This window comes from Citrobacter sp. Cpo221, assembly GCF_030332345.1.
Classification (GTDB): domain Bacteria; phylum Pseudomonadota; class Gammaproteobacteria; order Enterobacterales; family Enterobacteriaceae; genus Citrobacter; species Citrobacter portucalensis.
The window spans coordinates 54497-80914 of the sequence record NZ_JAOWIA010000062.1; the positions used below are offsets into that span (position 1 = coordinate 54497).

Annotated in this window: 26 protein-coding genes; 10 read left to right on the forward strand and 16 right to left on the reverse strand. The window is 51.3% G+C overall.

Annotated features, from left to right (window positions below):
• Positions 1-59 precede the first annotated feature (59 nt).
• The gene (locus OGY72_RS22950; protein ID WP_126318358.1) at positions 60-1367 is read left to right on the forward strand and encodes a sulfurtransferase; all 1308 of its coding nucleotides are present in this window, start codon (positions 60-62) and stop codon (positions 1365-1367) included.
• Between the two features lie 100 nt (positions 1368-1467).
• Here OGY72_RS22950 and OGY72_RS22955 read toward each other — a convergent pair whose 3' ends face one another.
• Together OGY72_RS22955 and OGY72_RS22960 are read right to left on the reverse strand one after the other, a co-directional pair.
• A complete protein-coding gene (locus OGY72_RS22955; protein ID WP_063941483.1) occupies positions 1468-2091 on the reverse strand; it encodes a CDP-alcohol phosphatidyltransferase family protein in 624 nt (207 codons plus the stop codon).
• Positions 2084-2653: a carboxymuconolactone decarboxylase family protein gene (locus OGY72_RS22960; protein ID WP_149280853.1), complete on the reverse strand. Its 570-nt coding sequence runs from the start codon at positions 2651-2653 to the stop codon at positions 2084-2086. The genes OGY72_RS22955 and OGY72_RS22960 overlap by 8 nt, the downstream gene beginning before the upstream one ends.
• Positions 2654-2732: 79 nt before the next feature.
• On the opposite strand from OGY72_RS22960, the gene OGY72_RS22965 reads away from it, so the two are divergent.
• Positions 2733-3146 (forward strand): pyrimidine (deoxy)nucleoside triphosphate diphosphatase, encoded by a 414-nt coding sequence (locus tag OGY72_RS22965; RefSeq protein WP_126956334.1) that lies wholly within the window; start codon positions 2733-2735, stop codon positions 3144-3146.
• Here the strand turns inward: OGY72_RS22965 and OGY72_RS22970 are convergent.
• Positions 3106-3366 carry a YnjH family protein gene (locus OGY72_RS22970; RefSeq protein WP_170974251.1) on the reverse strand — a complete coding sequence of 87 codons (261 nt, stop codon included), beginning with the start codon at positions 3364-3366 and terminating at the stop codon, positions 3106-3108. The genes OGY72_RS22965 and OGY72_RS22970 overlap by 41 nt on opposite strands.
• A 252-nt stretch (positions 3367-3618) precedes the next feature.
• On the opposite strand from OGY72_RS22970, the gene gdhA reads away from it, so the two are divergent.
• On the forward strand, positions 3619-4962 hold the full coding sequence (gene gdhA, locus OGY72_RS22975; RefSeq protein WP_003832501.1) for an NADP-specific glutamate dehydrogenase: 1344 nt from the start codon (positions 3619-3621) through the stop codon (positions 4960-4962).
• Positions 4963-5049: 87 nt separating this feature from the next.
• Here gdhA and OGY72_RS22980 read toward each other — a convergent pair whose 3' ends face one another.
• The 3 genes from OGY72_RS22980 to OGY72_RS22990 form a co-directional block, all read right to left on the reverse strand.
• Positions 5050-6996, reverse strand: coding sequence for a DNA topoisomerase III (locus OGY72_RS22980; protein WP_286549825.1), 1947 nt, complete (start codon positions 6994-6996; stop codon positions 5050-5052).
• A gap of 4 nt (positions 6997-7000) precedes the next feature.
• Positions 7001-8044: a selenide, water dikinase SelD gene (selD, locus tag OGY72_RS22985; protein ID WP_003832497.1), complete on the reverse strand. Its 1044-nt coding sequence runs from the start codon at positions 8042-8044 to the stop codon at positions 7001-7003.
• A gap of 116 nt (positions 8045-8160) precedes the next feature.
• The gene (locus OGY72_RS22990) at positions 8161-8712 is read right to left on the reverse strand and encodes an NAD(P)H nitroreductase (protein ID WP_148362079.1); all 552 of its coding nucleotides are present in this window, start codon (positions 8710-8712) and stop codon (positions 8161-8163) included.
• A gap of 175 nt (positions 8713-8887) precedes the next feature.
• Between OGY72_RS22990 and sppA the strand changes: the two genes are divergently transcribed.
• From sppA to pncA, 3 genes are read left to right on the forward strand one after another with little or no spacing between them, the layout of a single operon-like run.
• Positions 8888-10744: a signal peptide peptidase SppA gene (gene sppA / locus OGY72_RS22995; protein ID WP_286549749.1), complete on the forward strand. Its 1857-nt coding sequence runs from the start codon at positions 8888-8890 to the stop codon at positions 10742-10744.
• 55 nt (positions 10745-10799) lie between these two features.
• On the forward strand, positions 10800-11816 hold the full coding sequence (gene ansA / locus OGY72_RS23000) for an asparaginase (protein ID WP_003832492.1): 1017 nt from the start codon (positions 10800-10802) through the stop codon (positions 11814-11816).
• 14 nt (positions 11817-11830) lie between these two features.
• Positions 11831-12469 (forward strand): bifunctional nicotinamidase/pyrazinamidase, encoded by a 639-nt coding sequence (gene pncA / locus OGY72_RS23005; RefSeq protein WP_502872613.1) that lies wholly within the window; start codon positions 11831-11833, stop codon positions 12467-12469.
• A 37-nt stretch (positions 12470-12506) separates the two neighbouring features.
• Here the strand turns inward: pncA and OGY72_RS23010 are convergent, their stop codons facing one another.
• From OGY72_RS23010 to OGY72_RS23045, 8 genes are all read right to left on the reverse strand, one after another.
• Positions 12507-13865, reverse strand: a complete 1359-nt coding sequence (locus tag OGY72_RS23010; RefSeq protein WP_286549755.1) for an MFS transporter — start codon at positions 13863-13865, stop codon at positions 12507-12509.
• Positions 13866-14005: 140 nt separating this feature from the next.
• Entirely contained in the window at positions 14006-14764 is a 759-nt protein-coding gene (locus OGY72_RS23015) for a DeoR/GlpR family DNA-binding transcription regulator (RefSeq protein ID WP_286549756.1), read from the reverse strand.
• Between the two features lie 136 nt (positions 14765-14900).
• On the reverse strand, positions 14901-15884 hold the full coding sequence (ydjG, locus tag OGY72_RS23020) for an NADH-dependent methylglyoxal reductase (protein ID WP_003832488.1): 984 nt from the start codon (positions 15882-15884) through the stop codon (positions 14901-14903).
• A 9-nt stretch (positions 15885-15893) separates the two neighbouring features.
• The gene (locus OGY72_RS23025; protein ID WP_126318370.1) at positions 15894-16841 is read right to left on the reverse strand and encodes a carbohydrate kinase family protein; all 948 of its coding nucleotides are present in this window, start codon (positions 16839-16841) and stop codon (positions 15894-15896) included.
• Between the two features lie 4 nt (positions 16842-16845).
• Complete coding sequence (locus OGY72_RS23030) at positions 16846-17682, reverse strand: ketose-bisphosphate aldolase (RefSeq protein WP_003832486.1); 837 nt, start codon at positions 17680-17682, stop codon at positions 16846-16848.
• A 24-nt stretch (positions 17683-17706) separates the two neighbouring features.
• Positions 17707-18750 (reverse strand): NAD(P)-dependent alcohol dehydrogenase, encoded by a 1044-nt coding sequence (locus tag OGY72_RS23035; protein ID WP_286549761.1) that lies wholly within the window; start codon positions 18748-18750, stop codon positions 17707-17709.
• A 17-nt stretch (positions 18751-18767) separates the two neighbouring features.
• Positions 18768-20147 carry an MFS transporter gene (locus OGY72_RS23040; RefSeq protein WP_286549764.1) on the reverse strand — a complete coding sequence of 460 codons (1380 nt, stop codon included), beginning with the start codon at positions 20145-20147 and terminating at the stop codon, positions 18768-18770.
• A gap of 26 nt (positions 20148-20173) precedes the next feature.
• Positions 20174-21250, reverse strand: coding sequence for a zinc-binding dehydrogenase (locus OGY72_RS23045; protein WP_181508731.1), 1077 nt, complete (start codon positions 21248-21250; stop codon positions 20174-20176).
• A gap of 296 nt (positions 21251-21546) precedes the next feature.
• Here OGY72_RS23045 and chiD point away from each other — a divergent pair, with 296 nt between their 5' ends.
• A complete protein-coding gene (chiD, locus tag OGY72_RS23050) occupies positions 21547-22800 on the forward strand; it encodes a chitinase ChiD (RefSeq protein WP_126318376.1) in 1254 nt (417 codons plus the stop codon).
• Positions 22801-22892: 92 nt separating this feature from the next.
• Positions 22893-23237 carry an HNH nuclease YajD gene (gene yajD / locus OGY72_RS23055; RefSeq protein WP_003832478.1) on the forward strand — a complete coding sequence of 115 codons (345 nt, stop codon included), beginning with the start codon at positions 22893-22895 and terminating at the stop codon, positions 23235-23237.
• A gap of 44 nt (positions 23238-23281) precedes the next feature.
• Here the strand turns inward: yajD and OGY72_RS23060 are convergent, their stop codons facing one another.
• On the reverse strand, positions 23282-23557 hold the full coding sequence (locus tag OGY72_RS23060) for a YeaC family protein (protein ID WP_003030693.1): 276 nt from the start codon (positions 23555-23557) through the stop codon (positions 23282-23284).
• Positions 23558-23599: 42 nt separating this feature from the next.
• Positions 23600-24013 (reverse strand): peptide-methionine (R)-S-oxide reductase MsrB, encoded by a 414-nt coding sequence (msrB, locus tag OGY72_RS23065; RefSeq protein ID WP_003832475.1) that lies wholly within the window; start codon positions 24011-24013, stop codon positions 23600-23602.
• Positions 24014-24354: 341 nt separating this feature from the next.
• Between msrB and gapA the strand changes: the two genes are divergently transcribed.
• Positions 24355-25350 (forward strand): glyceraldehyde-3-phosphate dehydrogenase, encoded by a 996-nt coding sequence (gene gapA, locus OGY72_RS23070; protein ID WP_003030697.1) that lies wholly within the window; start codon positions 24355-24357, stop codon positions 25348-25350.
• 72 nt (positions 25351-25422) lie between these two features.
• Positions 25423-26307 carry a D-hexose-6-phosphate mutarotase gene (locus OGY72_RS23075; RefSeq protein ID WP_123267004.1) on the forward strand — a complete coding sequence of 295 codons (885 nt, stop codon included), beginning with the start codon at positions 25423-25425 and terminating at the stop codon, positions 26305-26307.
• Positions 26308-26418 lie beyond the last annotated feature (111 nt).

Sequence of the window (26418 nt, forward strand, 5' to 3'; positions counted from 1 at the left end):
TTTTTACGTAACTGGCGGCACAGAATGTCGTCTTCTTTTTTTCAATGTCGGGCTATTCGATGAAACGTGTTTCTCAAATGACCGCGCTGGCACTGGCTTTAGGGCTCGCTTGCGCTTCTTCCTGGGCTGCTGAAACAGCACAGGCGCTCACCCTCAACCAGTTACAGCAAAAGCAAGGCGCGGCGATCGATACCCGTCAGAGCGCTTTTTACAACGGTTGGCCACAATCGCTCAATGGTCCTTCAGGACACGAACCTTCCGCACTGAATCTGTCTGCCGCCTGGCTCGACAAGATGAATGATGAACAACTCAGCGCCTGGGTTAAGTCACATCAACTTAAGACCGACGCTCCGGTGGCGCTGTATGGCCGTGATAACGACATGCAGGCCGTTAAATCCCGTCTGCAAAAAGTTGGCTTTAACCATATCTCAACCCTCAGCGATGCGCTGACAGATCCTGTGCGTCTGCAACGTCTGCCGCACTTCGAACAGTTGGTTTACCCACAGTGGCTGCACGATCTTCAGCAGGGTAAAGACGTGACTGCCAAACCAGCGGGTAACTGGAAAGTGATTGAAGCCGCCTGGGGCGCGCCGAAGTTGTACCTGCTCAGCCACATCCCCGGCGCGGGTTACATTGATACCAATGAAGTTGAAAGCGAACCGCTGTGGAATAAGGTTTCCGATGAGCAGCTTAAAGCGATGCTGGCGAAACACGGTATCCGCCACGACACCACGGTAATTTTATACGGCCGCGATGTCTATGCCGCCGCACGCGTGGCACAAATTATGTTGTACGCAGGCGTGAAAGACGTTCGTCTGCTCGACGGCGGTTGGCAAACCTGGTCCGACTCAGGTTTACCGGTCGAACGCGGCACTCCGCCAACGGTGAAACCAGAACCTGATTTCGGCGTGAAAATCCCTGCCCAGCCGCAGCTGATGCTCGATACGGAACAGGCTCGCGGTCTGCTGCATCGCCAGGATGCGTCTTTAGTAAGCATTCGTTCATGGCCAGAATTTGTCGGTACTACCAGCGGCTACAGCTACATTAAGCCAAAAGGTGAGATCGCAGGCGCACGTTGGGGCCACGCGGGCAGCGACTCCACCCACATGGAAGATTTCCATAACCCGGATGGCACCATGCGCAGCGCGGATGACATCGCCGCCATGTGGAAGCAATGGAATATCCTGCCGAATCAACAGGTCTCTTTCTATTGCGGTACTGGCTGGCGTGCTTCAGAAACGTTTATGTATGCCCGCGCGATGGGCTGGAAAAACGTCTCTGTTTACGATGGTGGCTGGTACGAGTGGAGCAGCAATCCGAAAAACCCGGTCGCCAGCGGTGAACGGGGTCCGGACGCCAGCAAATAAGAGCGTCATTATTGCCGGATGCGGCGAGAGCGCTTTACCCAGCCTGGATAAACCATCATTGGAGGCCGGATAAGCGAAGCGCATCCGGCAACGTAATATCTTACGCCTGACGCTGAACCGCTTTCAGCGTCAGATATCCGCTCCAGATCCGGGTGAACGTTGTCATCCAGCACAGCGCGCCAAAGACCCACGCCAGCACGGCAAAATAGTCCGGGAACAGACACCCCAACACAAACAGCAAAATCGTCTCAGTTCCTTCGGTTAATCCACCCAGATAATAAAACGATTTATGCGCGTAACCGGGGTTATCAATCTGATGTTTTGCTGCCAGTGCGGCGAAGGCCAGAAAGCTGCTACCGGTGCCAATAAACGCGAACAACAGCCAACTGCCTGCCAGCGCATTTTGCGCCGGAGCGGCAAGAATAAAACCAAACGGCACTAAGGCGTAAAAGAGAAAATCGAGCGAGATATCGAGAAATCCGCCGGCGTCGGATAGTCCTCTGCGCCGCGCCAGCGCCCCATCCAGTCCGTCAAACAACCGATTGAGTACAATGGCCACCAGCGCCGCCAGATACCAGCCTAACGCCAGAAATGGCAACGCCAGCACGCCAATGGCAAATCCGACCAGCGTAAGTCCGTCCGGGGTAATCGCCGGTTTATCAATAATACCTACGCACCGATGCAACAGCGGTTTTAATCGTGGATGAAGATGGCGGTCAAGCATGCGGGCGTCCTTTAAAACTGTCACACAGTCCCTGCGAGGGAATATCGAGAGCGGCATTAAAACGCGCCGAGAGATTTTGAAACGCAATCAGCGCGGTCATTTCCGTAATGGCATCATCGGTAAAATGCTGCTTCATCTGCGCTTTCAGCGCATCGTCAACCTGTGGAGGCGTTGCGGTAACCGCATCGGCATAGGCCAGCGCTACGCGTTCTTCAGCGCTAAACAGCGTCGAATCTTGCCAGTTGACAACCTGCATGACTTTATCCAGCGCGCCACAGCGTTCTGCCAGCCGTAAACTATTCGCATCAACACAGAAAGCACAGTGGCAGACCTGAGAAACGCGGGTCATCAACAGCGCGCGCATCACCGGCGTTAAGCGCGCCTTTTTACGCTCCAGAAACCCGACAAACAGCGCCACCAGCCAGAACAGAAACGGCATCCGCCCCCACCAGCGCGTGGGATGCAGCACATCGCCATAATGTTTTTTCTGCGTGGCAACGAGCGGTTTTAAACTGGAAGGGATACGCGTTAACGGCTTTACCCACGACTGAGGTTCGTTCAACGGTGACTCCTGAATACTTTAGATAAAACAAAGATAACGATAGTATGTCATTTTCTGCTGTTAGATCTTGATGAATATGATGAAAACCCTCGACGTGGTCGCCGCTATCATTGAACGTGATGGCAAAATTTTACTGGCTCAGCGTCCGCTTCATGCGGATCAGTCAGGCATGTGGGAGTTTGCCGGGGGTAAGGTTGAGCCGGGCGAAAGTCAGCCCGAGGCGCTGATCCGTGAATTGCGTGAAGAGTTGGGCATTGAGGCGGTCGTGGGGCGCTACATTGCCAGTCATCAACGCGAGGTTTCAGGCCGATTGATTCACCTACACGCCTGGCATGTGCCGTCTTTTCAGGGGGAATTGAGAGCATTTGAACATCAGGATATCGTCTGGTGCTCACCTGAAGAGGCGCTGCGTTATCCACTGGCGCCCGCCGATATCCCGTTGTTAGAGGCGTTTATCCTTTTACGCGCCGCCAGACCAGCGGATTCGTGCTGATCGTTTTATCATCGCGCTGGCACTGCAACAGAACGCCATCGGCTTTAATCACCGCCCCTTCAGAGTAGTTTTGATCCTGATAAATACAGCACTGGCTACAGGGCTGTGCCCGTTGACCGCTGGAACTGAACACTTCCGGCGGTACATTCACCTGCACATCCGGGCGATAAAGCTGATTTGCCAGCGTCGCGCTGGACACCAGAACCAACGCTCCTGCCATGATTAAACGGCGCATTGTGTTTCCTTTTTAACTGACATTTATGCTCAGTATAACGGTATAAATCGGCAGAAACTTTAGTCCCTTCCATCATCGTTTTTGGTTATGACCCACGGCGCAATATTAATTTACTTAGCGGGGTTAATTTTTTCTTGCGTCACGTCACACTGCTGATGGTATAGTCAAAAACTGCACAACACATAACATAAATATCAAAAATATAACCATATCAATACATAAGAGGTTCTTATATCTATGGATCAGACATGTTCTCTGGAGTCATTTCTCAACCATGTGCAAAAGCGCGACCCGAATCAGACCGAGTTCGCGCAAGCCGTTCGTGAGGTAATGACGACGCTGTGGCCCTTTCTTGAGCAGAACCCGCGTTATCGTCAGATGTCGTTGCTGGAACGTCTGGTTGAACCGGAGCGCGTGATCCAGTTCCGCGTAGTTTGGCTGGACGATCGCAATCAGGTGCAGGTCAACCGCGCGTGGCGCGTACAGTTTAGCTCTGCCATTGGCCCGTACAAAGGCGGTATGCGTTTCCACCCTTCCGTGAACCTGTCTATCCTGAAATTCCTGGGTTTCGAGCAGACCTTTAAGAACGCCCTCACCACGCTGCCAATGGGCGGTGGTAAAGGCGGGAGCGATTTCGATCCGAAAGGTAAAAGCGAAGGCGAAATCATGCGTTTCTGCCAGGCACTGATGACCGAACTGTTCCGCCATTTAGGTCCTGATACCGACGTCCCGGCGGGCGATATCGGCGTGGGTGGTCGTGAAGTCGGCTTTATGGCCGGGATGATGAAAAAACTGTCCAACAACAGCGCCTGCGTCTTTACCGGTAAAGGTCTCTCTTTTGGCGGCAGCCTGATCCGCCCGGAAGCCACCGGCTACGGTCTGGTGTACTTCACCGAAGCAATGCTCAAACGCCATGGTCTGGGCTTTGAAGGCATGCGCGTGGCGGTTTCTGGCTCCGGCAACGTGGCGCAATTCGCCATTGAGAAAGCCATGGAGTTTGGCGCGCGGGTAGTTACCGCCTCTGATTCCAGCGGTACCGTGGTTGACGAAAGCGGATTTACTAAAGAAAAACTGGCGCGTCTGTGTGCGATCAAAGACAGCCGTGACGGTCGCGTGGCGGATTACGCCCGTGAGTTTGGTCTGACCTATCTGGAAGGCAAACAACCGTGGTCGGTTCCGGTCGACATCGCCCTGCCGTGCGCCACTCAGAACGAACTGGATGTCGATGCAGCGCGCGTACTGATCGCCAACGGCGTGAAAGCTGTCGCCGAAGGGGCAAACATGCCGACCACTATCGAGGCCACAGATCTGTTCCTCGAAGCGGGCGTACTGTTCGCACCGGGTAAAGCCGCAAACGCCGGTGGCGTAGCGACATCCGGTCTGGAAATGGCGCAAAACGCCGCTCGTCTGGGCTGGAAAGCGGAGAAAGTGGATGCGCGCCTGCACCACATCATGCTGGATATTCACCATGCCTGCGTTGAATACGGCGGCGAAAGCAAGCAGACCAACTACGTACGTGGCGCCAACATCGCGGGCTTCGTGAAGGTTGCCGACGCGATGCTGGGTCAGGGCGTGATTTAATTCAGAACTGTTGTTTCCGTAGGCCTGATAAGCGTCGCGCCATCAGGCATTGCCGGATGCGGCCACGTGCCTTATCCGGCCTACAAATTACACGCCTGCCTCTTCCGATGGCGGGCTTTTTTTCGCCGGACGTTTACGCGGCGCGCTTTTTTTCTTATCGCTACCACTACCGCCAGGTGCAGCAATTCCACGAAAGCGTCGTACCGGTGTGCTGCGCGCCTGATCGATAAGCTGATACAGCGTCCCCACCAGCGGCTGCATGAAATCCTGATAGCGACACTGCTTTTCGCTGATTTGGGTCAGGATAGATTCCCAGTGCGCTGTCATGTCCGGGCGCGTCGCCATTTCTGGCAACGAGTGGAACAGCGCTTTTCCCGCGTCAGTCGAATGGATATAACGTCCTTTTTTCACCAGGAATCCACGCTTAAACAGCAGCTCGATAATTCCGGCACGCGTCGCTTCCGTACCTAAACCATCCGTTGCGCGCAGGATCTTTTTCAGATCTTTATCCTGCACGAATCGCGCAATCCCGGTCATCGCTGACAGCAGAGTTGCATCAGTAAAGTGCCGCGGGGGCTGGGTCTGACGTTCAACTACTTCGCCTTTTTCGCACAGCAGTTCGTCATCTTTTGCCACCATCGGCAGCGGCGTCCCGTCATTATCTTCGTCGCGCTCTTTGTTGCCGAGCAGCGTGCGCCATCCGGCTTCCGCCAGAAAACGCGCTTTAGCGACAAACTTACCTTTGGCGATATCCAGCTCAATAACGCACTTCCTGAATACCGCATCTGCGCAAAATTGCATCAGATACTGACGGGCAATCAGGTTGTAAATTTTCGCTTCGTTGTCATTCAGGTTGATGGAAGAACTGCGCGCGGTAGGAATGATGGCGTGGTGCGCATCCACTTTTTTGTCGTCCCAACAGCGATTTCGCGTATCGGGATTGACCGCCGGCTGCGGGAGCAGATCCGGCGCATGGACGCTAATCGCGTTCAGTACCGCGTGACGCCCGGCAAAGTGTTCTTCCGGCAGATAACGGCTATCCGAACGCGGATAGGTAATCAACTTATGGGTTTCATACAGTTTCTGGCAGATATCCAGAACGTTTTGCGCACTTAAACCGAAGCGCTTCGCCGCTTCAATCTGCAACGCAGACAGCGAGAACGGCAACGGCGCGGATTCTGATTCCCGTTTATCGTTATAGCTGGTGACTATCGCCGGTTGACCGTTAATGCGGTTCACCACGTGTTCAGCCAGCGTGCGATTCAGCAAGCGCCCTTCTTCATCCTGATACGGCTCACACGCTTCGCTCGGCTGCCAGATAGCGGTAAACCGCTCATCGGAAGGCGTTACGATATGCGCTTTCACTTCGAAGAAGTCTTTGGCGACGAAGTTCTCTATCTCTTCATCGCGACGCACAACCAGCCCGAGCACCGGCGTTTGTACGCGCCCGACCGAAAGTACGCCCTGATAGCCCGCGTTACGTCCAAGAATGGTGTAAGCGCGCGTCATATTGATACCGTACAACCAGTCCGCACGCGCTCGCGCCAGTGCCGACACGCACAGCGGGATAAACTCACTGTTGGCGCGCAGCCGCTCAATAGCCCGCTCAACGGCCTGCGGGTTGAGGTCGTTAATCAGGCAACGCTGCACCTTCTGGCGCTTTTCAGGTGCCAGTTGCAGGTAATCCAGCACTTCATCCACCAGCAGTTGCCCTTCACGATCGGGGTCACCGGCGTGAATAACTTCGCTGGCTTCATGCAAAAAGCGCTTAATGACGTTGAGCTGTTTGGTCACCGAGGGGCGCGGTTGCAGTTGCCACTTTTCCGGGACAATCGGCAGATCGACCAGACTCCAGCGAGCATAACGACTGTCGTAGGCATCCGGCTGCGCCTGTTCAAGCAGGTGACCAATACACCAGGTCACCACTTGTCCATTTCCGCATTCGATAAAACCATCGCCTTTGCGATGCGGCTTCGGCAGCACATCGGCGATAGCACGCGCCAGACTTGGTTTTTCGGCAATAAACAACCGCATCGAGTTAACGAATCTCAACCATGGCGCGACCGCCACGAGCTTCCACTAACTCACCAATGGCGGTGAGATCGATACCGAACTGCGCCGCTGCCGCTTTCACTTCGGCTTCAGCTTCCGGCGTTACCGCCAGCAACAGGCCACCGGAAGTTTGCGGATCGCACAGCAGATCGCGTACCGATTGCGGCATTTCACCCATCAGGTGTCCGTAGCTGGCAAAGTTACGTTGGGTACCACCCGGCACCGCGCCCTGCGCGATGTATTCTTCAACGCCTGGCAGCTTAGGAATATCCTGGTAGACGATCTGCGCCTGAACGCCTGCACCCTGACACATCTCACTCAGATGCCCCAGCAGACCAAAACCGGTAACATCGGTCATGGCTTTCACGCCATCAATATCGGCGAATGCCGCACCGGCAATGTTCATCCGGCACATCACTTCTGTCGCCAGTCCTTTGTGTTCTTCTTTCAGCAGTGATTTTTTCTCAGCAGTTGTCAGAACGCCAATACCCAGAGGCTTGGTCAGGAACAACTTACACCCTGCTTCAGCGGTGCTGTTTTTCTTCACGCGTTCGGTCGGCACAACGCCGGTTACCGCAAGGCCGAAGATTGGCTCTGGGGCATCGATAGAGTGACCGCCCGCCAGTGCAATACCCGCCTGACGGCAGGCAAAGCGTCCGCCTTCGGTTACTTCGCGGGCGATTTCCGGTGCCAGCTTATCCAGCGGCCAGCCCAGAATAGCAATTGCCATAATCGGTTTGCCGCCCATAGCGAAAATATCGCTGATGGCGTTAGTCGCGGCGATGCGGCCAAAATCAAACGGATTATCGACAATCGGCATAAAGAAATCGGTGGTGCTGATAACGCTGGTGCCGTTTCCCAGATCGTATACGGCCGCGTCGTCGCGGGTTTCATTACCCACCAGTAAGTTCGGATCAACAAACTTCGCCTGCTCGCTGTGCAGGATGGTTTCCAGCACTTTTGGGGAAATTTTACAACCGCAACCGGCTCCGTGGCTGTATTGCGTTAAACGAATAGCTTGCTCGCTCATGGACATCTCCTGTCATTGCAATCCGGATATGGTAGCGCTCATTCCATGATGTGGTAAGAGTGACTGTCTGAATTCGGGTGTCTTTGCTCAGAATCCAGACAGTTTTGCCGTTGAGATCAGAAATAACGGACGAATGCGCCCGGATCGGCAAGGTTAATCGTCGTGGATGCTTTTAGCTGCGGCGTGCCCAAATAGAGGAAACCGACGATTTTATCTTGCGGGCGACAGTCGAATGCTTCGCGAACGACCGCACTTTCGGTTAATGCACCACTGCGCCAGATACCGCCAAAGCCCTGGGCAATTGCGGCCATCTGCATAGCCATCACCGCACAACCGGCAGACATTTCTTGTTCCCACAGAGGAACCTTGTCGTTTTCTTCACATTTCGCCACCACGGTAATAATTAGCGGCGCGCGAAACGGTGCGCTGCGGGCTTTGTCCTGGGCTTTCTCGTCACTGCCTGCGGCAATCGCCCCTTTTTCAAGCACCGCGCTAAAACGCTCACGCCCTTCGCCCTCAATGACAAAGAATTGCCACGGTTGCAGCGTTTTGTGGTCTGGCGCGCGCATACCCGCCCGCAGAATGTTTTGCAGTTGCTCACCTGTCGGGGCCGGCTCGACGAGACGAGAGGCGCTACGACGGGTAATCAGTAATTCGAGTGCATCCATTTGCTTAACTCCAACAATGAGATTTGTTCACAAAATTAACACGTGAGCGGATTTTGTTACAGCACAGGCGGTGATTCCTGCTGACAAGTGCCTGTCGGGTCATTACGATAGCCTCATCTTATCGCCTTTCTCCGGAATTTCGGGGTGGCGTGTTGTTAATCGGTAGGGAGAATACATGCGAACCCTGTGGCGATTTATTGCCGGATTTTTTAAATGGACATGGCGATTACTGAATTTCGTCCGTGAATTTGTGCTTAACCTGTTCTTCATCTTGTTGGTGCTGGTGGGTGTGGGCATCTGGATGCAGGTCAGCAGCAGCAATACCAGTGAACACGCTGAGCGAGGCGCACTGCTGCTGGATATCTCGGGGGTGATTGTCGATAAGCCTTCGAGCACCAGTCGTTTAAGCGTTATTGGTCGTCAGCTGTTTGGCGCCAGTTCCGATCGTCTGCAGGAAAACTCCCTGTTCGATATCGTGAATACTATTCGCCAGGCAAAAGATGATCGCAACATCACCGGCATTGTGATGGATCTGAAAAATTTTGCCGGGGCCGACCAGCCTTCCATGCAGTATATCGGTAAAGCGCTGCGGGAATTCCGCGACAGCGGCAAACCGGTCTTTGCCGTGGGCGATAACTTCAGCCAGGGGCAGTACTACCTCGCCAGTTTCGCCAATAAAATTTATCTCTCTCCGCAGGGTTCCGTTGATCTGCACGGCTTTGCCACCAACGGTTTGTACTACAAGTCCCTGCTCGACAAGCTGAAAGTTTCCACACACGTATTCCGTGTCGGGACTTATAAGTCTGCCGTAGAACCGTTCATTCGTGATGATATGTCTCCTGCCGCGCGAGAGGCCGACAGCCGCTGGATCGGCGAGCTGTGGCAGAACTATCTCGACACGGTCGCTGCCAACCGCCAGATCCCTGCTCAGCAGGTGTTCCCGGGCGCACAGGCCATGCTGGACGGTTTGACAAAAGTCGATGGCGATACCGCGAAATATGCGCTCGACAACAAACTGGTGGATGCACTCGCTTCCAGCGCTGAAGTCGAAAAAATGCTGACCAAACAGTTTGGCTGGAGCAAAACGGATAAAAATTATCGCGCCGTCAGCTATTACGATTACTCGCTAAAAACGCCAGCGGATACTGGGGACAGCATTGGCGTCGTCTTCGCGAATGGCGCAATTATGGACGGTGAAGAAACCCCTGGGAACGTGGGCGGAGACACGACTGCCGCGCAGATCCGCGAAGCGCGTCTTGATCCGAAAGTGAAAGCAATTGTCCTGCGCGTGAACAGCCCTGGCGGCAGCGTCAGCGCTTCCGAAGTCATTCGCGCTGAGCTGGCTGCGGCAAAAGCGGCAGGCAAGCCGGTTGTCGTGTCCATGGGCGGCATGGCGGCATCCGGCGGGTACTGGATCTCCACCCCAGCAAGCTACATTGTGGCGAACCCCAGCACGCTGACCGGTTCAATCGGGATCTTTGGCGTGATCAACACTGTGGAAAACAGTCTGGATTCCATTGGTGTACACACCGACGGCGTGGCGACATCCCCACTGGCGGATATCTCCATCACCAAAGCGTTACCACCTGAAGTGCAGCAAATGATGCAACTGAGCATCGAGAACGGCTATAAGCGCTTTATCACGCTGGTCGCAGATGCGCGTAAGACAACGCCTGAGCAGATTGACAAAATCGCGCAGGGCCACGTCTGGACCGGCCAGGATGCGAAAGCCAATGGTCTGGTAGACAGTCTGGGTGATTTTGATGACGCCGTGGCGAAAGCGGCTGAGCTGGCCAAACTGAAGCAATGGCACATTGAATATTATCAGGACGAACCGACATTCGTTGATATTGTGATGGACAGCATGTCCGGTTCCGTTCGTGCCATGCTGCCTGAAGCGATCCAGGCGATGCTCCCGGCGCCGCTCGCTTCTGCGGCGAGTACGGTTAAAGCAGAAAGCGAAAAGCTGGCCGCGTTTAACGATCCGCAAAACCGCTATGCGTTTTGCCTGACCTGCGCCAACGTTCGCTAACTATTGACCCCTCTTCGGGATGAAGAGGGGTTTTCTTTGAGACAGAAGAAAAGTCATGCAAAAGAAATCGATTTACGTTGCCTATACCGGCGGTACCATTGGTATGCAGCGCTCAGAACAGGGTTATATTCCTGTTTCCGGTCATCTCCAGCGTCAGCTGGCACTGATGCCTGAATTCCACCGCCCAGAGATGCCAGACTTCACCATCCATGAATACGTTCCGCTGATGGATTCCTCCGACATGACGCCAGAAGACTGGCAGCATATTGCGGAAGACATTAAAGCGCACTACGACGATTACGATGGTTTTGTCATTCTGCACGGCACTGACACCATGGCGTTTACGGCTTCGGCACTCTCATTTATGCTGGAGAATCTGGGCAAGCCAGTAATTGTGACAGGGTCACAAATCCCATTAGCAGAGCTACGTTCTGACGGACAAATCAATTTGCTGAATGCGTTGTACGTTGCAGCAAATTATCCGATCAATGAAGTTACCCTGTTTTTCAACAATCGATTGTTTCGCGGCAACCGGACCACTAAAGCGCATGCTGATGGTTTTGACGCGTTTGCCTCACCCAACCTTGCACCACTGCTGGAAGCCGGGATCCACATTCGCCGGCTGGGAACACCGCCCGCACCTCACGGCACAGGTGAGTTGATTGTGCATCCTATCACTCCGCAACCGATTGGCGTGGTCACTATTTATCCTGGGATCTCCGCTGATGTAGTGCGCAACTTCCTGCGCCAGCCGGTAAAAGCATTAATTTTGCGCTCCTACGGCGTGGGCAATGCGCCGCAGAATAAAGAGTTCCTGAAAGAACTTGAAGATGCGAGCTCGCGTGGCATTGTGGTGGTGAACCTTACGCAGTGTATGTCCGGCAAGGTGAACATGGGGGGCTACGCGACAGGGAATGCGCTGGCACATGCTGGCGTGATTGGCGGCGCGGATATGACCGTCGAAGCCACTCTCACCAAACTGCACTATTTGCTGAGTCAGGGACTGGATACGCAGACAATTCGTGAAGCAATGACGCAAAATCTGCGTGGTGAGCTCACACCTGACGATTAAAGGAGTCTATGCCCATGGCCCGAGCCTTACTGTTGGTCGATTTACAAAATGACTTTTGTGCCGGCGGTGCCCTCGCGGTCCCACAAGGTGACAGCACAATCGATATCGCCAACCGCCTGATTGACTGGTGTGCCCTACGCGGCGACACGGTCGTTGCCAGTCTGGACTGGCACCCGGCGAATCATGGTAGTTTTGCCAGCCAGCATCAGGTCGAGTCCTACAGCCAGGGACAACTCGATGGCCTGGCGCAGACGTTCTGGCCCGATCATTGCGTACAAAACAGCGAAGGTGCTGCCCTGCATCCGCTGCTGAACCAGCGTGCGATAACTCAAACGTTCACTAAAGGTGAGAACCCGCTGGTCGACAGCTACAGCGCGTTTTTTGATAATGGTCGTCGTCAGGCTACCGCGCTGAATGCATGGCTACTCGAACACCGCATTGCCGAGCTCATCATCATGGGTCTGGCTACCGACTATTGCGTTAAATTCACCGTTCTGGATGCGCTCGATCTTGGCTACACCGTCAGCGTTATAACCGACGGCTGCCGTGGCGTTAATATTCAACCCCAGGACAGTGCAAACGCCTTTATGGAAATGGCAACTGCGGGCGCAACGCTGTATACGTTGGACGACTGGCTGGAAACCCAGCCGTAAGCGATGCCGACAGGGTCTCTCCTGTCGGCGCGTTATCTCAGGCCAGCGCTGAAATCTCTTCCAGCGATACTTTGCGCGTTTCGATGCCGAAACAAAAAAGAATCAGCGCACATAGTACCAACATTACTCCTAGCACGATAAAGACCGTAACCGAGCCATAGCGGGTCAACAAAATAGCGACACCATAAGGCGTAAACACAGCGACAATCCTCCCCACAGCATTCACAAAACCCGATCCTCTCAATCTAAGATGCGTGGGCCATAGTTCCGGGACATAAACTGCAGAGGCAAAGCAGACATACATATACAGAAAAAAAATCATCACCAGCCCGTAGCTCAGAATTGCCCACTCTTCAGTTTGAAGCGAATAGAAATACCCAAGCAAGGCGATAATAATCAACAAGAATGAGCCAAACAATCGCCGAGGAAAGCGATCGATAATTAACGCGGCAATAAATATCCCAACCGGCGCGCCAATCATAATTATCGCGGTCATAAATATGGATTTCGTTACATCGATTCCCGAATTAACAAATATCGTCGGGATCCATACAGTAATGGTATAGAGCGAAATATTCATTGCGATAAGCACCGTGATCGCCACCAATGTACAGCGTAACATTGGCCCCTTAAATAAGAGCCAAAATGAACCACTTATCGTACTTAAATCCGCCGACGAGCATTCGCTCCGGCAGGATGGTAAAGTGATGTTTTTTTCTTTCTCAATTTGCGATTCCACCTGCATAAGATGTTTTTCAGCTTCGCTTCTCTGCCCTTTGCCAGCCAGCCAACGCGGGGATTCAATATAGTATTTTCCCGACAGATACCAGGCCAACAGCATTGCCATGCCGCCGAGCAGAAACATCACCCGCCAGCTTAAAAGTGCAATAATCACGACGCCAATTGCCGCAGATAGCATTGGTGCCCAGTTGCCGACAAATGACAGACGGGCAGACCATTTCCCACGAACCGCGGGTGGAATGAATTCTGTAAATGAGGCATAGCCCACCATAATTAGCGCCCCCATTCCAATCCCCATCAGACAGCGGAAGAAAATAAGCCAGTACATGTTGGGCACAAACGTTGCAGCGCAGGCTGAGGCCCCGACGATTAACAAATTGACGCGGAACGCTTTGCGTCGACCGAGATAATCACCAATAAACCCACCGGCTAGCGAACCGATAAAGTAACCAAACATCAGCGCTGAGGTAAACGCGGCATTTAGATAATTGTTTGACCAGCCTGTGCTGACTAGTTTTGCTAATACCACATTTCCGGAATAGCTGAGAAAACCAGTGATTAACAAACTAAAACTAATAATTCCAAAAATACGAAAATGAAATCGTGATAAAGGTAAGCGATCTAATCTTGCGCCGATAGGGTCATATTGTTCCATCTGGATGCCTCAAATTCAGCTAAATAGAAAGTATGGCGATCGCGGCAGAAAAATTTTGCCGCGCCATCCATCATCATTAGATTCTTATGGCATTTACCAGGTGCAAACTTAAAATAATATCGACACAACCCTCGTTATAGCTAATAAACGAGTTGAATATTATTCTCTTTGCAAAATGCAATCCACTCTGCACCCGGTGCCTTATTGGTTATTAGGTAATTAATATGGCTAAAGTCCACGAGCTGAACGAAAGCTTTACGGTCAAACTTTGAGTGATCAACTAACAGGGCCACCTCAGCCGCCTGGCGGATCATGGTTTTTTTGATTTCCGCTTCCGCTTCATTAGAATCAAGCGCCCCACTCTGCATATCCAAACCTTTGCAGCTCATCACCATGATATCAACATGATAACGGCTGATAATCTCCTTGGTGATTCTTCCCTGCAGCGACAGCGTATTCTTATTCAGCTCACCGCCGGTAGAAACCACGTTAATTTCTGACTGCGCCAACTCATGAAATGCTTCAGCCGAATTGGTAAGCAACGTCAGATCGTTTCTTTCCTTCAACAGCTTTAATAATTCCATCGCGGTACTGCTGGAGTCGGCAGCCATTGTGGTCTTATTTTTAATAAACGGTAATGCATTACGGGCAATGATCTGCTTTTCTTCGAAGAAAGATTTTGCACGCTTATAAAAATGAATATTGTCGGACAACGCGGTGGTATTGAGCACTGCACCGCCATATGTTCGGGTCAAAAAACCTTCATCTTCCAGTTTTTCAAGATCGCGGCGAATCGTTTCCTCAGTCACCTGAAAGATTGAACTTAAATTAGATACCGCCACTTTCTTATCGTTAGCCACCATTTGCTTAATGGCTTGAATCCTGTCTTTTGCCGCCACGATGACACCTCTGTTTCCTGCAAAGTAATAATAAGACCCTAGTATCTCACAGGCTATGTTTATTTTCAAAAGAACATGTCTAAATCACAGATTTCAATACTTTTTTACGCAGAAACAGAGGTCAATTCTATCCGACTTAATTTATATCCAACGCTTCCGCCATTCGCCTCATCAATAATGAATCATCATCTGTCAGGGGAATGGTTAACGCCTCGACGTTCTCGCGAACCTGTTCAGGTGCGGTTGCACCACTCAGTAAGGTGATCAAATCGCTTTGCTTTAAAATCCACGCCAGAGCTAATGCGGGGATTGTGCAGCGGTATTTTTCACACAGTGGCTGCCACTGCTCTAGCATATCAATCACCCGCAGCATATTTTCCCGCTGAAACCAAACCTTGTTAGCCCGTGCGCCGCCAGGAACATAATCTCGGGCGATAGTACCGGTCAACAACCCCTGCTCAAGCGGTGAATATACCTGCACGATGATGCCATTCTGCTGGCATAGCGGCAGCAGATCAGCTTCCAGCGCCCGGTCAAGAATGCTGTACTTGGCCTGGATGATATCCAGCTCACCGTGTTTGAGATACTCTTTGATATGCCCGGCATCGACGTTCGCCGCACCAATCGAACGGATTTTCCCCTCTTTTTTCAGTGCATTCAGCGTGTCTACGGTTTCCGCAATCGGCGTAAAACAGGGTTCGACCGACTGCCAGTGGGTCATATAGATATCAATACTGTCGATACCCAATCTTTGCAGGCTGGCATCAACCTCCTCACGAATAGACTCAGGCGTGAGGTTTTTATACAGCTGGCGATCGCCCACTTTGTTAAACAGGCTGCCTGTTCGCTCCCAGACGATGCCGCATTTGGTTTCAACAACTACCTCGCTGCGCTGCAGCTTTTTCAGCGCCTGACCGACAATCACTTCACTGTTGCCAAAGTTGTAGCCTGGCGCGGTATCAATCAGATTAATACCGCAGCGATGCGCCTCAACAATGGTATCAATACAAATCTGCAAATCGAGATCGCCATTCCATGCCGGACCGCCGCCAATGGCCCATGTACCTAATCCCATGCGGGAAAGCGTAATATCCGTACTGCCTAAAGGAATCATTTTCATCTGCCGCTATTACCCTTCGTATTCGTCAAGAAGTTGTTCAACCAGCTTTCTGTTCTTCACACCCGTCGTCGCGCCCACGCTCAGTACCGATATTGCCGCCGTTGCATTAGCAAACAGCGCGCAGTCGCGAAGCGGCTTACCTTCAAGCAGCGCGGAGATAAATCCTGAAGCAAAGTTATCCCCCGCGCCGATGGTGTCGATGGCGGTAATCCCCGACACGGCCGGGACTACCATTTTCATATCGACACGTTTGATAAAGCAGCCTCTTTTGCCGGTCTTAATCACGACGGTTTTCACACCACAGTTCAGGAAACTGTCGGCAATCTCATCCAGCGTATCTTTCCCGGTGAGCAGTTTTGCCTCTTCAAAATTGGGAAACAGATAATCCACGTAGCTCAGCGCTTCACGGATGTCGTCCAGCGTTTCATTCAGTCGCGGTTTAATCATATCCGCGCAGATAATGAGCTTATGCGCTTTCGCCTGTGTGAAAATTGCCGTCAGTGCATCACCATCCAACAACGGGCTATTAAAAATACTCGCTAGCGACAGCAGCTTTGCCTGAGAAAAACGGTCGAAATCAACATCGTTTATATTCAGTTTCCATAAACTGCCGTTACGGTTAGTCACAAAGGTGCGTTCGCCATCAGCGGTGACTAAACCTACGTTAATGGAAGTATCAATATCAGCATCCTGCTTCAGGCTTTTAATATCAATATTCTCCCGATGGCAGTGGTCGACAATAAAATAACCGGCTGCATCATTACCTATCCGACTCATTAACGCCGTGCGATGGCCAAGGCGAGAAATAATCGTCGCCTCATTAATAGCGTCACCTCCCGTGGTCATTGCTATTCGTTCTAATGGATAAGAGTCAACATCAAAGATATTTTTACTCACTGGTTGCAAGGGAATATCAACAATTGCCGCCCCTATACAAATAACCTCGATATTATCCATATTGTCATTCCGCTTTACCGTCAGAGCCAAACAGTTTGATTTTCTCCAGCGCGCGCTCTTTTACCGCTTTGCGAACTTCACGCTCAACGTGCAGGAACGGCTGATTCTGGTTCTCCTGCACCGCCGCCATTGCCGCCTGGCACAGTTCGGTATGAATATTGATTTTCGAAATACCTAATGAAATGGCTTTTTTGATATCCGCATCGCTAATGCCGGACGCGCCGTGCAGCACCAGCGGAACGGATACCGCCTCGCGCACGCGTTTGACCACATCGAAATTCAGTTTCGGCTCAGAGGTATAAACGCCGTGCTGGTTACCAATCGCCACCGCCAGAGAATCGCAGCCGGTACGCTCGACAAATTCCGCCGCCTGACTCGGGTCGGTATAGTGATAGCCCGCCAGCGCTTCTTCATAAACCGTTTCATTCCCCACGTGGCCCAGCTCCGCCTCAACCGGAATACCCAACGGATGGAAGAAGTCCACCGCCTCTTTAGTCAGGCGAATATTCTCTTCGAAATCAAAAGCGGAGGCATCGCGCATCAGTGAATTCATGCCGTGAGTCCAGGCGTTATGAATAATTTCCATGCTGCGCCCGTGATCCCAATGGGTAATAACCGGCACCGAGGCTTTTTTCGCCATCGAAACCATCATATGTGAAAAATCTTCAAACGAGGTATTACCCACAAAACCGGTGCCGAATGAGATAATCACCGGCGATTTAGACTCTTCCGCCGCATCCATCACCCCCATTAACATTTCCGCATTCCACACGTTAAAGTGGGCAATCGCATAATGTTTATTCTGGGCATCATTTTCCCAATATTTAATATCTGCCAGCATAGTTGTTTCTCCCTTTTCAATAAATTAATGGTTAACTTTAATAACGCCTTTGATAATTTCACGTTTGTTGTTAACTGACTCATCAAACGCGCGCTGAACATCTTCATAATCATAAATATGCGTCACCATCGACTTGACATCGAAACGCCCGGAGGAAATGGCTTCAATAGTGACCGTATAGCGGTTGGCGTAGCGGAAAACAGTCTGAATGGAGACTTCACGGTTAATTTTGAGGAAATTAATTGCCGAATCACCAGGAACCGTCCCAACGATCATGATTTTCCCACCGCGCATCACCAGGTACGGAGCCTGCTTAACGGTGATTGCCGAGCCGGCAGTTTCAAAAACAATGTCAGCCCCCATATCGCCGGAGAACTGCTGACAGCGGGCAACGGTGTCCTCTTTCGCCCCATTGATCACAGTCGTCGCGCCAAGCTGCTCGGCCATGGCCAGACGCTTTTCCAGGACATCAACAACGGCGATGTCGGTAGCACCCAAACATTTACAGGCTTGCAGGGTCATTAAACCAATACAGCCCGCCCCCAAAATGACGATTTTCTTGCCCGGTTTAACGTCCGCCAGCATTGCGGCATGCATCCCTACCGCCGCAGGCTCTACCAGCGCGCCTTCCATGGTGTCCATGTTATCGGGCAGCTTGTAAGTGAAGCTCTCCGGATGGCACAGATAGTGGGTTAGCGCGCCGCGATAATTAGGCTGCGTGGCCATAAAGTCGACATCAGGACAGATGTTGTATTTGCCCTCCAGACAGTAGCGGCAGTGACCGCACGGCACGCCGGGTTCAATGTTCACCCGGTCGCCCGGTTTAAATTTACTGACGCGATTTCCTACCGCCACCACCGTACCGGCACATTCATGTCCGAGGCCAATTTCCTGGTTCGGGTCTTTTGGCGGAATAAAGGGACCTGATTCGAAACCGTGAACATCTGAACCGCAAATACCTACGTATTCAATTTTGATCAGTACTTCATGCTCTTTGGGTACCGGGATATCGGCGGCAATAATTTTCATCGTGCCCGGCGTTTTTAATATCGCTTTTGAATTTTTCATTTTATTTCCCATCAATATTATTTGCTGGTAACTGCATCAATACCGAGACTTTCGACAGAGACGCCTTTGGTTTCAATTCCGATGGTAGCAATGGCGACAGCGACAATAATGGAGACCGCACCCAGCAGTACAAATACACCCGTCACTCCATAACCGTTAAGCAATACCGCGACCGCATAAGGCGCGGCGATACCGCTGATACGCCCTACCGCATTCGCCAGACCAGAACCGCGAAGTTTCGCTTCGGTCGGCCATATTTCCGGAACATAGACTGCCGAGGCGTAACAAACGTACATATAGACAAAAGTAATCAGGAAGAAACCAATTAGCGTAATCAGTAGCATGCTGGTTTGCAGTGAATAGATATATCCCAGCACGGCAATTAACACTAATAATCCCACACCCATTGTCTTTCTGGGAATTTTATCCATTACCAGCATGGCGATAAAAATCCCAAACGGCGCGCCGAACATACTCATGGTATTTAAGACAATGGAGTCTTTCAGATTAATACCCTGAGTCATAAATATTGTCGGTAGCCAATTAATTAAGGTGTACTGGACGACGTTCATGGCAATCAGAACAAAGGAACCCAAAATAACTCGCTTCAGTAATACCCCGGTTAATAATGCGGAGTACGGAACAGAACGCGGTTGTTTGCCATCATCATCGATTACGACTGGTGGCAGCGGTTTGCCGGTCTGTCGAATAACGCCATCCTCAATGACCCGCATCACCTGTTCAGCTTCCTGGTAACGTCCGCGAGATTCCAGCCAGCGAGGCGACTCAGGGAAACTGCGCCACGCAATAACAGTTGCTATGAGCGATAGCACAGCAGGAATCAACAACTGTACGCGCCAGTTCCATTCCGCGCTGATAAGTGGCGTCAGCCCCATCGCAATCAGTGAACAGAGTGGATAAGACCAGTTGCCAATAAACGATACCCGACTGGACCAGGTTCCACGATTTCGGCCTGGCATATACTCGGTAAACCCTGCAAATAAGGTCACTAACAGTGCGCCTAATCCAACTCCCATTACAAAACGGCAGGCGATCAGGAAAGTCATATTGGGTGAAAACGCACCAACGATCATAGAAATAATATGAATCGCTTCATACAAGATAAATGCATTTTTACGTCCGGTTTTATCGCCGATTATTCCCCCACCGAGCGCACCGAGAAACATTCCCGCCGTCGTAATGGCAGAAAACGTGGCGGTGGTGGAATTATCGGTCCAACCAAGTTCTTTTAACTGCGCGAGAATTAATCCGCCAACGGCATTACTCCAACAAACCAGTAATCCAAAGGCAACCATCGCAAACATCGACGTGTGCCAGCGGCAGTCAGGTAGCCTGTCCAGTCTGGCGCCGCAGTGCGGTTTTGCTATTTGTTCCATGCGATAACGTCCTTTTAATAAACATGTTATTCATCAAAGTCGTAAGTCATGATGACTTTAATCGCGGTTTTATTGACCATGGCGTCAAACCCTTCGCGCCATTGCGACAGGCCGATACGGTGAGTGATCATCGGTTTAACGTTGATTGCGCCGCTGGCCAGCAGGCGTATGGCGTTGCGCCAGGATGTGGAATCGTAGGCCATATGGCCAATGATGCTTTTATTCCATGCGGTGATGTCGTTGATGGAGAAATCGAGAGGTTTAAAGCCCATGCCGACGCGAACGACTTCACCATTCGGGCGCAGCATTTCGATCGATTGTTTAAGGGCAATATTGGCACCAGAGCATTCAATGACCAGCCCCAGATTGTCTTTACCGCAGATTTCCTGGCAGCGTGCAACCACATCTTCGGTCGAACCGTTAACGACAGCTGTCGCGCCCAGCTCTTTGGCGATCGGAAAGCGTACGGCAACATCCTCTTCCAGCCCAACCATCACAATATTAACGGCCCCCATAATGCGCGCCATTTGTACAGAAAAGAGTCCTAATGGACCGGTACCAAAGACCACCACATCCTGGCCTGGAAGAAATTTGGATTGCTGAGCGATAGATTTGTAGGCATTGCAGATAGGATCCAGTACAGCCGCCTCTTCATAATCTACCCCGGCCGGGATTTCCCACAGAGCATGACGGTGAATTTTGAGGATTTCACCAGGGACCAGACAATATTTCGAAAACCCACCGCCCCAGGTATTGTTGTCCAGACCTAAATTCACCTTTTCTGTACAACAAAGAAAATCGCCCTGTTCACAGGCCGGACAAACGCCGCAAACGTGCCCGCTGTTATCAGACACGACTCGCTGCCCCACCTTCCAGTCCTTAACCTTGTCGCCAACCTGCACAATTTGACCCGCAAATTCATGACCACGAATCGAATTAAACTGGTCGGATCCACTGTCGACATTGTAGTGTTTCATGTCAGCGCCGCAGATTGCAGCAGCCTTAATTTCAATCACAACGTCATCCGGACCACATACCGGTTCCGGAACATCAATCATCTTGTAGCCGCCAAAGGCCTTGCCAAATCTTGCCAGTGCTTTCATGGAATTTTCCTTTGTGTTTAGTTTTGCATCAGTGACCATCATACTTATCCATATAATTTTTGAGGTCAACACCAAATCTTTAAAACACAGATTTTAATCTGTATTTCACAACCAAGATCACAAATAAATGCAAAGTTGAACTGAAACCCAAGTGAACGTGGCTGCCGCTTCGCTAAAATGGCGTGAACCCCTTCGCATTTTTCCTGTTATGAAACTGTTAACCTGTGGGTGCTGTTTTTTTCGCCACGCCATTTCCGTGGCGTGTTTGCTTGTTTAAATGTCAAAGAGGAACACCGATGAAACTATTGCCTTTGTTGGCAGCACTACCCCTGCTCTGCGCCAGCGTTGTTTCCGCCAGTTCACTGATGTCAGTTGGCTACTTTAATGGTGGTGGCGACGTCACTGCCGGTCCCGGTGGCGACATCAATAAACTGGATGTTCGCCAGATAACCCATCTCAACTATTCGTTTGGCCTTGTCTATAACAACGAAAAAGACGAGACCAATGACGCCTTAAAAGACGCCAGCAAACTGCATCAGATTTGGCTTTCACAGAAAGTGCAGGATGATTTGCTGAAAATTCCACAGCTGCGTAAACAAAATCCAAACCTGAAAGTTTTGCTTTCCGTCGGCGGTTGGGGAGCGCGTGGATTCTCTGGCGCGGCAGCAACGAAGGAAACACGCGCAGTGTTTATTCAGTCTGCGCAGGAGATAATTGCGAAATATGGTCTGGATGGCATCGATCTCGACTGGGAATATCCGGTTAACGGCGCCTGGGGACTGGTCGAAAGCCAACCGGCTGACCGCGCTAACTTCACCGCGCTATTAACAGAGCTGCGCGCCGCATTGGGGCATAAAAAACTGCTGACCATCGCCGTGGGCGCAAATGCAGAAAGTCCGAAAAGCTGGGTGGATGTCAAAGCCATTGCACCATCGCTCGACTACATCAACCTGATGACCTACGACATGGCTTACGGCACCCAATATTTCAACTCGAACCTGTATGATTCGACGCAATGGCCGACGGTCGCCGCAGCGGATAAGTACAGCGCCGATTTTGTGGTCAATAACTATCTCGCCGCCGGTCTGAAACCGAGTCAAATGAATCTGGGCATTGGCTTTTATGGTCGCGTACCAAAACGCGCCGTTGAGCCAGGTATTGACTGGAGCAAACCTGACGCGCAGAAAAACCCGGCTACCCAGCCCTATTTCGAGTCAGCTCAAATTGAGTTGTTCAAATCACTGGGCATCGACCTGAGCAAAGATACCTACGTGAAGTACAACGATATTGTGGCGAAGTTGATTAACGATCCGCAAAAACGCTTTAGCCAACATTGGGATGATGAAGCGAAAGTGCCGTGGCTGTCGGTACAGTCTGCGGATGGAAAAAAACTCTTTGCCCTCTCCTATGAAAACCCGCGTTCAGTGGCGATCAAAGCCGACTACATCAAAAGCAAAGGGTTGGCAGGCGCCATGTTCTGGGAGTACGGCGCAGATGACAATAATCAGTTGGCGAAGCAGTTAGCCGATTCGTTAGGCATCAAACACTGATCCCAACACCTGACACAATAGGTTATGATTAGCGCATTCTGCTGCGCCAGCTTTTGGCGCAGCTCTTCATTTCTACTGGAGGCATGAGCTTTATGGCTTTTATCCCTAAAAATTACGCCCGTCTGGAAGTCGGTTACCGGGAAAAGGCGCTTAAACTCTTTCCCTGGGTCTGCGGACGCTGTTCCCGTGAGTTCGTGTATTCAAATTTGCGCGAGTTGACGGTACACCATATCGATCACGATCACTCGAATAACCCGGAAGATGGTAGCAACTGGGAAATGTTGTGCCTGTACTGCCACGATCACGAGCATTCCAAATATACGGAAGCGGACCAGTATGGTTCAACGGTGGTTGCAGGAGAAGATGCGCAAAAGGCCGTAGGCGAAGCGAAATACAACCCATTCGCCGATCTGAAGGCGATGATGAACAAGAAATAATATCAACTGCAGGCCCGACACAGATGTTTGCCGGGCCTGGGTAATCAGGATTTAAACGTCGCAATCGGTTCTGGCGTAATACCAAACTCAACCTTCAACTGCTGCTTGCTCTTCATAACCATCTCACCATTGGTATCAATCGTCATATGCTGTGCGTCAATATTGTTTCGCGCCTGCCATAACATCACCAGCTGTAAGCTATTCTCTTTTTGTTCTGCCGTTAGCGCTACGCCATCCGGCCATTTCCCTAGCTCAACGGCAGTCGATAAGCGCTGATAAACTTCCGGCGTCATGCTGTTGATCATCTCATCAAGATTCATGTTAAATCCACTCTCCGTAGAATAATTTGCTGAATCGTTTCTTCAACCCTTGGTTTGCTCACCGTTTTCACCATCGGTGAAGTTCAAAGACGCTGAGTTAACGCAGTACCGTTCACCGGTAGGTTTCGGACCATCCGGGAAGACGTGTCCCAGGTGCGCATCACAGTTTCCGCAGCGGATTTCAATGCGCTGCATGCCGTGTGACGTATCTTTTATGTAACGGATAGCCTCATCGCTGACAGGCTCGTAAAAGCTGGGCCAGCCGCAGCCAGAGTCATATTTTGTCTCGGAACGAAATAGCGGATTGTCGCAGATCAAACAGTGGTAGATGCCGTCACGTTTGTTATGTAGCAAACGTCCGGTAAATGGCGGTTCTGTCCCGTGATTCTGCGTTACGTAGAACTGCATTTCGGTTAAATTTTTTTTCAGTTCTTCTGGAGAAGGTTGATTAGCCATTTGCTCACATCTCGCTTTATCTAAACTCACATCGCGAGACAGATTCTAACAAAACATTAACACCGGAGTGCGAACTTTTGTTCTAAACTTGATCCTTGCGAAATGGCAGCCTGCAATTCGTGATCAGAATCACGTTTTTATCTTGATTGCCCTTTAAAATTCGGGCCGCCGACCCCATGTGGTTTCAAGCCCAAAGGAAGAGTGAGGCGAGTCAGTTGCGCAAAGCTTAGGCAGCAGATTGATTTGTCGCAATGATTGACACGATTCCGCTTGACGCTGCGTAAGGTTTTTGTAATTTTACAGGCAACCTTTTATTCACTAACAAATAGCTGGTGGAATATATGACTATCAAAGTAGGTATCAACGGTTTTGGCCGTATCGGTCGCATTGTTTTCCGTGCTGCTCAAGAACGCTCTGACATCGAGATCGTTGCAATCAACGACCTGTTAGACGCTGACTACATGGCTTACATGCTGAAATATGACTCCACTCACGGCCGTTTCAACGGTACCGTTGAAGTGAAAGACGGTCATCTGATCGTAAACGGTAAAAAAATCCGTGTTACCGCTGAACGTGATCCGGCTAACCTGAAATGGGACGAAGTTGGTGTTGACGTAGTAGCTGAAGCTACTGGCCTGTTCCTGACAGATGAAACCGCTCGTAAGCACATCACTGCTGGCGCGAAAAAAGTGGTTCTGACTGGTCCGTCCAAAGATAACACTCCGATGTTTGTTAAAGGCGCTAACTTTGACAAATACGAAGGTCAGGACATCGTTTCTAACGCTTCCTGCACCACTAACTGCCTGGCTCCGCTGGCTAAAGTTATCAACGACAACTTCGGCATCATCGAAGGTCTGATGACTACTGTTCACGCGACCACCGCTACTCAGAAAACCGTTGATGGCCCGTCTCACAAAGACTGGCGCGGCGGCCGCGGCGCATCCCAGAACATCATCCCGTCCTCTACCGGTGCAGCTAAAGCTGTAGGTAAAGTACTGCCAGAACTGAACGGCAAACTGACTGGTATGGCGTTCCGCGTTCCTACCCCGAACGTATCCGTTGTTGACCTGACTGTTCGTCTGGAAAAAGCTGCTTCTTACGAAGAAATTAAGAAAGCAATCAAAGCTGCTTCCGAAGGCCCGATGAAAGGCGTTCTGGGTTACACCGAAGACGACGTAGTATCTACCGATTTCAACGGTGAAGTTTGCACTTCCGTGTTCGATGCTAAAGCTGGTATCGCACTGAACGACAACTTCGTGAAACTGGTATCCTGGTACGACAACGAAACCGGCTACTCCAACAAAGTTCTGGACCTGATTGCACACATCTCCAAATAAGTTGAGATGAAACAGTAATCTGTAAGAGCGACTCAGGTCGCTCTTTTTTTTGCCTGAAGAAAGGATTGCGTAATGATTAATAAAATTTTTGCACTTCCGGTAATCGAACAAATTACCCCTGTCCTCTCCCGCCGTCAGCTTGATGAGCTTGAGGTTCTTGTTGTCGATCACCCACAGGTTAAAGCTTCTTTCGCACTGCAGGGCGCACATCTTCTTTCCTGGAAACCAAATGGTGAAGAGGAAGTCCTGTGGCTAAGTAATAATACCCCGTTTAAAACCGGCGTAGCGCTGCGTGGCGGCGTACCAATTTGCTGGCCGTGGTTTGGTCCGGCTGCTCAGCAGGGCCTGCCTTCGCATGGTTTTGCCCGCAATCTGCCATGGACGCTGAAAGCTCACAACGAAGACGACAATGGCGTGGTGCTGACGTTTGAACTGCAGAGCAACGCTGAAACGCGTCAGCTTTGGCCACACGAGTTTTGCCTACTGGCCCGCTTCAAAGTGGGAGCCACCTGTGAGATGGAGCTGGAAGCTCATGGTGAGTTTGAAACCACCTCGGCACTGCATACCTATTTCAACGTTGGTGACATTGCGGCAGTGAAAGTCAGTGGTCTTGGCGATCGCCTGATCGATAAAGTGAATGATGCTAAAGAAGATGTGCTGGCTGATGGTATCCAGACCTTCCCGGACCGCACCGATCGCGTTTATCTGAATCCGGAAGCGTGTAGCGTGATTCATGATGATGCGTTGAATCGCAATATCGACGTTGTCCATCACCACCACCTGAATGTCGTGGGCTGGAACCCTGGCCCGGCGCTGTCCGTCAGCATGGGCGACATGCCGGATGATGGCTACAAAACGTTTGTTTGTGTAGAAACGGCTTACGCGACCGCTCCGCAGAAAACCACCGAAGAAAAACCATCTCGCCTCGCGCAGACTATTCGTGTAGCTAAACGCTAACACAGCTCTGCGCACCGTGCCGGATGCGGCCAACGCCTTATCCGGCCTACAAACTACATGCAGCCATAGGCCTGATAAGCACAGCGCCATCAGGCAGTTCCGCGCACCGTG

What these genes read in the sequence shown, in the direction of transcription:
- OGY72_RS23075 (WP_123267004.1), top strand. Translation starts at nt 25,423, where the DNA reads ATGATTAATAAAATTTTTGCACTTCCGGTAATCGAACAAATTACCCCT.
- OGY72_RS23025 (WP_126318370.1), bottom strand. Translation starts at nt 16,841, where the DNA reads ATGGATAATATCGAGGTTATTTGTATAGGGGCGGCAATTGTTGATATT.
- OGY72_RS22955 (WP_063941483.1), bottom strand. Translation starts at nt 2,091, where the DNA reads ATGCTTGACCGCCATCTTCATCCACGATTAAAACCGCTGTTGCATCGG.
- gdhA (WP_003832501.1), top strand. Translation starts at nt 3,619, where the DNA reads ATGGATCAGACATGTTCTCTGGAGTCATTTCTCAACCATGTGCAAAAG.
- pncA (WP_502872613.1), top strand. Translation starts at nt 11,831, where the DNA reads ATGGCCCGAGCCTTACTGTTGGTCGATTTACAAAATGACTTTTGTGCC.
- OGY72_RS23060 (WP_003030693.1), bottom strand. Translation starts at nt 23,557, where the DNA reads ATGAATCTTGATGAGATGATCAACAGCATGACGCCGGAAGTTTATCAG.
- ansA (WP_003832492.1), top strand. Translation starts at nt 10,800, where the DNA reads ATGCAAAAGAAATCGATTTACGTTGCCTATACCGGCGGTACCATTGGT.
- yajD (WP_003832478.1), top strand. Translation starts at nt 22,893, where the DNA reads ATGGCTTTTATCCCTAAAAATTACGCCCGTCTGGAAGTCGGTTACCGG.
- OGY72_RS22990 (WP_148362079.1), bottom strand. Translation starts at nt 8,712, where the DNA reads ATGGATGCACTCGAATTACTGATTACCCGTCGTAGCGCCTCTCGTCTC.
- ydjG (WP_003832488.1), bottom strand. Translation starts at nt 15,884, where the DNA reads ATGAAAATGATTCCTTTAGGCAGTACGGATATTACGCTTTCCCGCATG.
- OGY72_RS22950 (WP_126318358.1), top strand. Translation starts at nt 60, where the DNA reads ATGAAACGTGTTTCTCAAATGACCGCGCTGGCACTGGCTTTAGGGCTC.
- selD (WP_003832497.1), bottom strand. Translation starts at nt 8,044, where the DNA reads ATGAGCGAGCAAGCTATTCGTTTAACGCAATACAGCCACGGAGCCGGT.
- OGY72_RS22980 (WP_286549825.1), bottom strand. Translation starts at nt 6,996, where the DNA reads ATGCGGTTGTTTATTGCCGAAAAACCAAGTCTGGCGCGTGCTATCGCC.
- OGY72_RS23010 (WP_286549755.1), bottom strand. Translation starts at nt 13,865, where the DNA reads ATGGAACAATATGACCCTATCGGCGCAAGATTAGATCGCTTACCTTTA.
- OGY72_RS22970 (WP_170974251.1), bottom strand. Translation starts at nt 3,366, where the DNA reads ATGGCAGGAGCGTTGGTTCTGGTGTCCAGCGCGACGCTGGCAAATCAG.
- chiD (WP_126318376.1), top strand. Translation starts at nt 21,547, where the DNA reads ATGAAACTATTGCCTTTGTTGGCAGCACTACCCCTGCTCTGCGCCAGC.
- OGY72_RS23040 (WP_286549764.1), bottom strand. Translation starts at nt 20,147, where the DNA reads ATGGAACAAATAGCAAAACCGCACTGCGGCGCCAGACTGGACAGGCTA.
- sppA (WP_286549749.1), top strand. Translation starts at nt 8,888, where the DNA reads ATGCGAACCCTGTGGCGATTTATTGCCGGATTTTTTAAATGGACATGG.
- OGY72_RS23030 (WP_003832486.1), bottom strand. Translation starts at nt 17,682, where the DNA reads ATGCTGGCAGATATTAAATATTGGGAAAATGATGCCCAGAATAAACAT.
- OGY72_RS22965 (WP_126956334.1), top strand. Translation starts at nt 2,733, where the DNA reads ATGAAAACCCTCGACGTGGTCGCCGCTATCATTGAACGTGATGGCAAA.
- OGY72_RS23035 (WP_286549761.1), bottom strand. Translation starts at nt 18,750, where the DNA reads ATGAAAAATTCAAAAGCGATATTAAAAACGCCGGGCACGATGAAAATT.
- gapA (WP_003030697.1), top strand. Translation starts at nt 24,355, where the DNA reads ATGACTATCAAAGTAGGTATCAACGGTTTTGGCCGTATCGGTCGCATT.
- OGY72_RS23045 (WP_181508731.1), bottom strand. Translation starts at nt 21,250, where the DNA reads ATGAAAGCACTGGCAAGATTTGGCAAGGCCTTTGGCGGCTACAAGATG.
- msrB (WP_003832475.1), bottom strand. Translation starts at nt 24,013, where the DNA reads ATGGCTAATCAACCTTCTCCAGAAGAACTGAAAAAAAATTTAACCGAA.